Genomic DNA, 3,144 nt, shown 5'->3' with positions numbered 1-3,144 from the left:
CCCCGAGCGCTGCATCTGCCACGACAGCGTGTCGAGCAGGCAGCCCGAATACATGGCAAAGCGCGGCACTTCGGGCAGGCCGATCTCGATGGACATCGAGGGCAGCGCCCAGGCGCCCGAGCGGAACTCATGGGTATATGGATCGGTGCCACTGGTCTGCGGCGCGCCGAATGCCGCCTTCAGCCAGACACCGAAGCCTTGCGCATCGATCGGCACCACGACATTGCCATCCGCCGTCACTGCGTCCTTGATCGGCGCCAGCGGGTCGCGGCCATAGCCCAGAAGCTCGCTGTTCAGGAGCGGCTGCTCGGCGCCCAGCGTGGAGCTGGCAAAGGGCATGCGGGTATAGCCGCTGGCGGGCGGCGTGCCGTAACTCGTCTCGAACGCAAGCGCCATTTGCGCCCGCGCCCCCTGGGCTCGTGCCATGTCTTGGTCTCCTTGTAACAGACGGGAAAGGTCAAGCGGCTTGACCCGGCATGGTGTTCACGCGCAACTGGACTCACATCACACGGATTCAGGCGGAGGCGCCGATGTTTTCGATTGGCAGGGACAGCGATATGCCCGAGGGCGCAGAGCAGAAAGACCCCGACGCACCCAAGGGGGAGCGGCGGCGCTCGGTTCTCCACGAAGGCATTACCATCAACGGCGACTGGACCAGTGACGGTATCGTCGAATTCGGTGGCACAATTATCGGCGACCTGACGGTCGATACGTTGATCGTGGCTCGCAGTGGCCGGATCGAAGGCAATGTGCGCGCCCGCAATGTCACCCTGGAGGGCCATCTCGAAGGGACGGTCGCGGCCATCAATGTGGTCATCCGACCTTCGGCCGAGGTGAAGGCCGAGATTGCCTGCCAGAGCATCACGATCGACGCCGGGGCCCGGATCGAGGGCAAGGTCATGTGCAAGGCACAGGCCCCGACCTCTCAGCCCAGGGAATCTGCCAGCACATAGTGCAGGATGATCGGCACGATCGCTGCCTTGAGCGCAGCCCCGCCCTCGACGGGCAGATCGACGTATTCGGGCGCCTCGGCTTCCACCCAGTCGCAAAGCCCGCGCAGCGTGCGGTCGGCCGAGATGGCCGCGCCAATGCGCCCGACAAGGCGGTCAAACCGCGCATCTCGCTCCTCGCCGGTCTGCACGATCACCTCCAACTCGGCCCGGTGCTGATAGTGATACATGAGCGGTGAAAGCGTCACGCCTGGCTCGCCCGGGTTGCCATCGCGCAGGATCATGAGACCTGCGGGCGGGATGCGCTCGGGCAGGACTTCACCGCGCAGAACTGGCACATGCGGCACCGTGCGCAGCAGGTCGGCCAAGGCGGTGAGAATGGTTTCGCGGGGGGTGGGCATGATGCTATCGAGGAGGGAGTTTGGTGTGTTGGTTGATAATCGCCATCGCGATCGGCCTCCTCATTATGATCCCGATGGCGATCATTGACACGTACGGCGTTTTACCGTACAAGAAGCCTCCTGAAGGAGACTGATCATGTTTGCCATCGAGACTGTGACCCCGACCCCGGGCAAGATGGAAGCGCGCAAGGAGTTGCGCATGCATCGCGCGGATGAAGAGCGCATCAAGGCCGCAGCTGCTGCAACCGGCCTGCAGGAAGCCGACTTCATCCGTCAGGCGGCCCTTCTGCGTGCGCAGGAGGTCGAGCAACGTGTGTCCCTCTCTGTCTTGCCTGTCGAGGCGTTCGATGCGTTCAAGGCAGCCGTCGAGATGCCCGGTCAGGTCGTGCCCGGGTTGGCTCGTGCTGCGGAAGCGTCGAAAGGCCTCCTGAAGGATGCCGGCTGAAACCGGGGCGGACGCGCCCGCTCTGACAATCGCAAAATTTGACAAGGCGCTGCATGACCGCAGCGCCTTCTCTTGTGGCTTTGGCCCTATCGACAACTTCCTGAAGTCATCGCTCTCCGACCAGATCAAGGCCGGGATGGTCGCTGCGTGGGTCGCAACGGCCGACGACGATCCCGCCGTGCTGGGCTTCTACACTCTCGGCGCAATGGCCGTCCGATCGGATTTCGGACCCAAGAAGTGGCAACGCGCCGGCGTGCCCGACATTCCGGTCATCTACATCCGAGCGGTTGCCGTGCGCAAAGACATGCAGGGCAAGGGGCTCGGAACCGCGCTCATTGTGGACGCCATGCAGCGATGTCTTGGAATCGCTGATCAGATGGGAGCCGCGGCGGTCGTCCTCGACGTGCTAAAGGACGACCATTTCGACCGGCGCTGGCGCTTCTACGAAGAACTGGGATTCCGACCTCTCGGGGATTCTGAGAATCCGGAACGCGTCTTCATCTCTATGGCCAACGTGCGCGCGACACTCGGCTGAAACGCCACCCAGCATCAAAGCTTCCCCTCCACCCAATTCGCCACGATCAGCCCCGGCACCGCGTCACGCGCTCGCTCTGCATCCCGCGCCAGGTCCAGCCGCTTTCGCAGCTTGACCTGCGGCACCAGCAGGAAGATCGGCACGGTGGTGACGCCGCGACCAGTTTTGGATCGTGACATCACAGCCCGTCCACGCGCGTTCAGCCGCCCCTCGGCGACCAACATGCTCGGCCCGGACCTGCGATAGACAAAGCGCAGCCGCAGGCCAGAACGGCGCTCCCATTCCTTGGGCGTGATCCGGCCACCTCGGGCCGATTTCCCTGCGGCGGGTGTCGGGATCGCCATCCAGAACCCGTTTCGCGCGCGGATCAGCGGACCGGTGTCATGCGCGCCGACGATCACCGGGGCCTTGGACCAGACCAGCGCCGCTGCATTGAGGCTGGGCTTGCTCCTGGGAAACGGCTCCGAACGAATGGTGCGCGCGAGCCTCTGGCCCAGTCCCGCCCCGGTGATCTGCGCGCGCCAGGCGGTCCTGAGGTCGGTGCCGGCCTTCGTCACCGCCTTGCTGACCGCGCGCTCGCCCGCCTTGATTTCGGCCGCCATCATGGCCGCGATATCGCTCGCGATTTCCATCCGGATCATGACCATTCCCCCAGGCTACCCTGTGACATCGGCATGCGGGTCCGGCCACCAGGGCAGAAGCTCCGCGGTCCAGACCAACCGCTCGCGATCGCGCCGCGGCGTGCCCTGCACCACGAAGATCTCCGGGCCGATCTCGAAGCGGTCCCCGGCGGCCAGTTCCGGGCAGTCGCTC

The 3,144-nt window shown here is 64.8% G+C and carries 7 protein-coding genes; 3 read left to right on the top strand and 4 right to left on the bottom strand.

Going from position 1 to position 3,144, the window contains the following annotated elements; genetic code table 11:
* On the bottom strand, positions 1-426 hold a 426-nt coding region (locus DQ229_RS00030; protein ID WP_238380898.1), incomplete at its 3' end, for a phage tail tube protein.
* A gap of 50 nt (positions 427-476) precedes the next feature.
* On the opposite strand from DQ229_RS00030, the gene DQ229_RS00025 reads away from it, so the two are divergent.
* Positions 477-953 (top strand): bactofilin family protein, encoded by a 477-nt coding sequence (locus DQ229_RS00025; RefSeq protein ID WP_238380897.1) that lies wholly within the window; start codon positions 477-479, stop codon positions 951-953.
* Here DQ229_RS00025 and DQ229_RS00020 read toward each other — a convergent pair.
* Positions 926-1,351, bottom strand: coding sequence for an acyl-CoA transferase (locus DQ229_RS00020; protein WP_114964234.1), 426 nt, complete (start codon positions 1,349-1,351; stop codon positions 926-928). The genes DQ229_RS00025 and DQ229_RS00020 overlap by 28 nt on opposite strands.
* A gap of 136 nt (positions 1,352-1,487) precedes the next feature.
* Between DQ229_RS00020 and DQ229_RS00015 the strand changes: the two genes are divergently transcribed.
* The gene (locus DQ229_RS00015; protein WP_114964233.1) at positions 1,488-1,796 is read left to right on the top strand and encodes a type II toxin -antitoxin system TacA 1-like antitoxin; all 309 of its coding nucleotides are present in this window, start codon (positions 1,488-1,490) and stop codon (positions 1,794-1,796) included.
* Positions 1,786-2,331 carry a GNAT family N-acetyltransferase gene (locus DQ229_RS00010; RefSeq protein ID WP_114964232.1) on the top strand — a complete coding sequence of 182 codons (546 nt, stop codon included), beginning with the start codon at positions 1,786-1,788 and terminating at the stop codon, positions 2,329-2,331. Before DQ229_RS00015 ends, DQ229_RS00010 begins: the two co-directional genes overlap by 11 nt.
* A gap of 14 nt (positions 2,332-2,345) precedes the next feature.
* Here the strand turns inward: DQ229_RS00010 and DQ229_RS00005 are convergent, their stop codons facing one another.
* Positions 2,346-2,972, bottom strand: coding sequence for a DUF6441 family protein (locus tag DQ229_RS00005; protein ID WP_420796843.1), 627 nt, complete (start codon positions 2,970-2,972; stop codon positions 2,346-2,348).
* A gap of 15 nt (positions 2,973-2,987) precedes the next feature.
* The coding region (locus DQ229_RS16970; protein ID WP_420796844.1) for a head-tail joining protein at positions 2,988-3,144 on the bottom strand (157 nt) is incomplete at its 5' end.

This window comes from Alkalilacustris brevis, assembly GCF_003350345.1.
GTDB lineage: Bacteria > Pseudomonadota > Alphaproteobacteria > Rhodobacterales > Rhodobacteraceae > Alkalilacustris > Alkalilacustris brevis.
The sequence above is the reverse complement of the archived record's forward strand: the minus strand, read 5'-3'. Positions and strand labels throughout refer to the sequence as shown.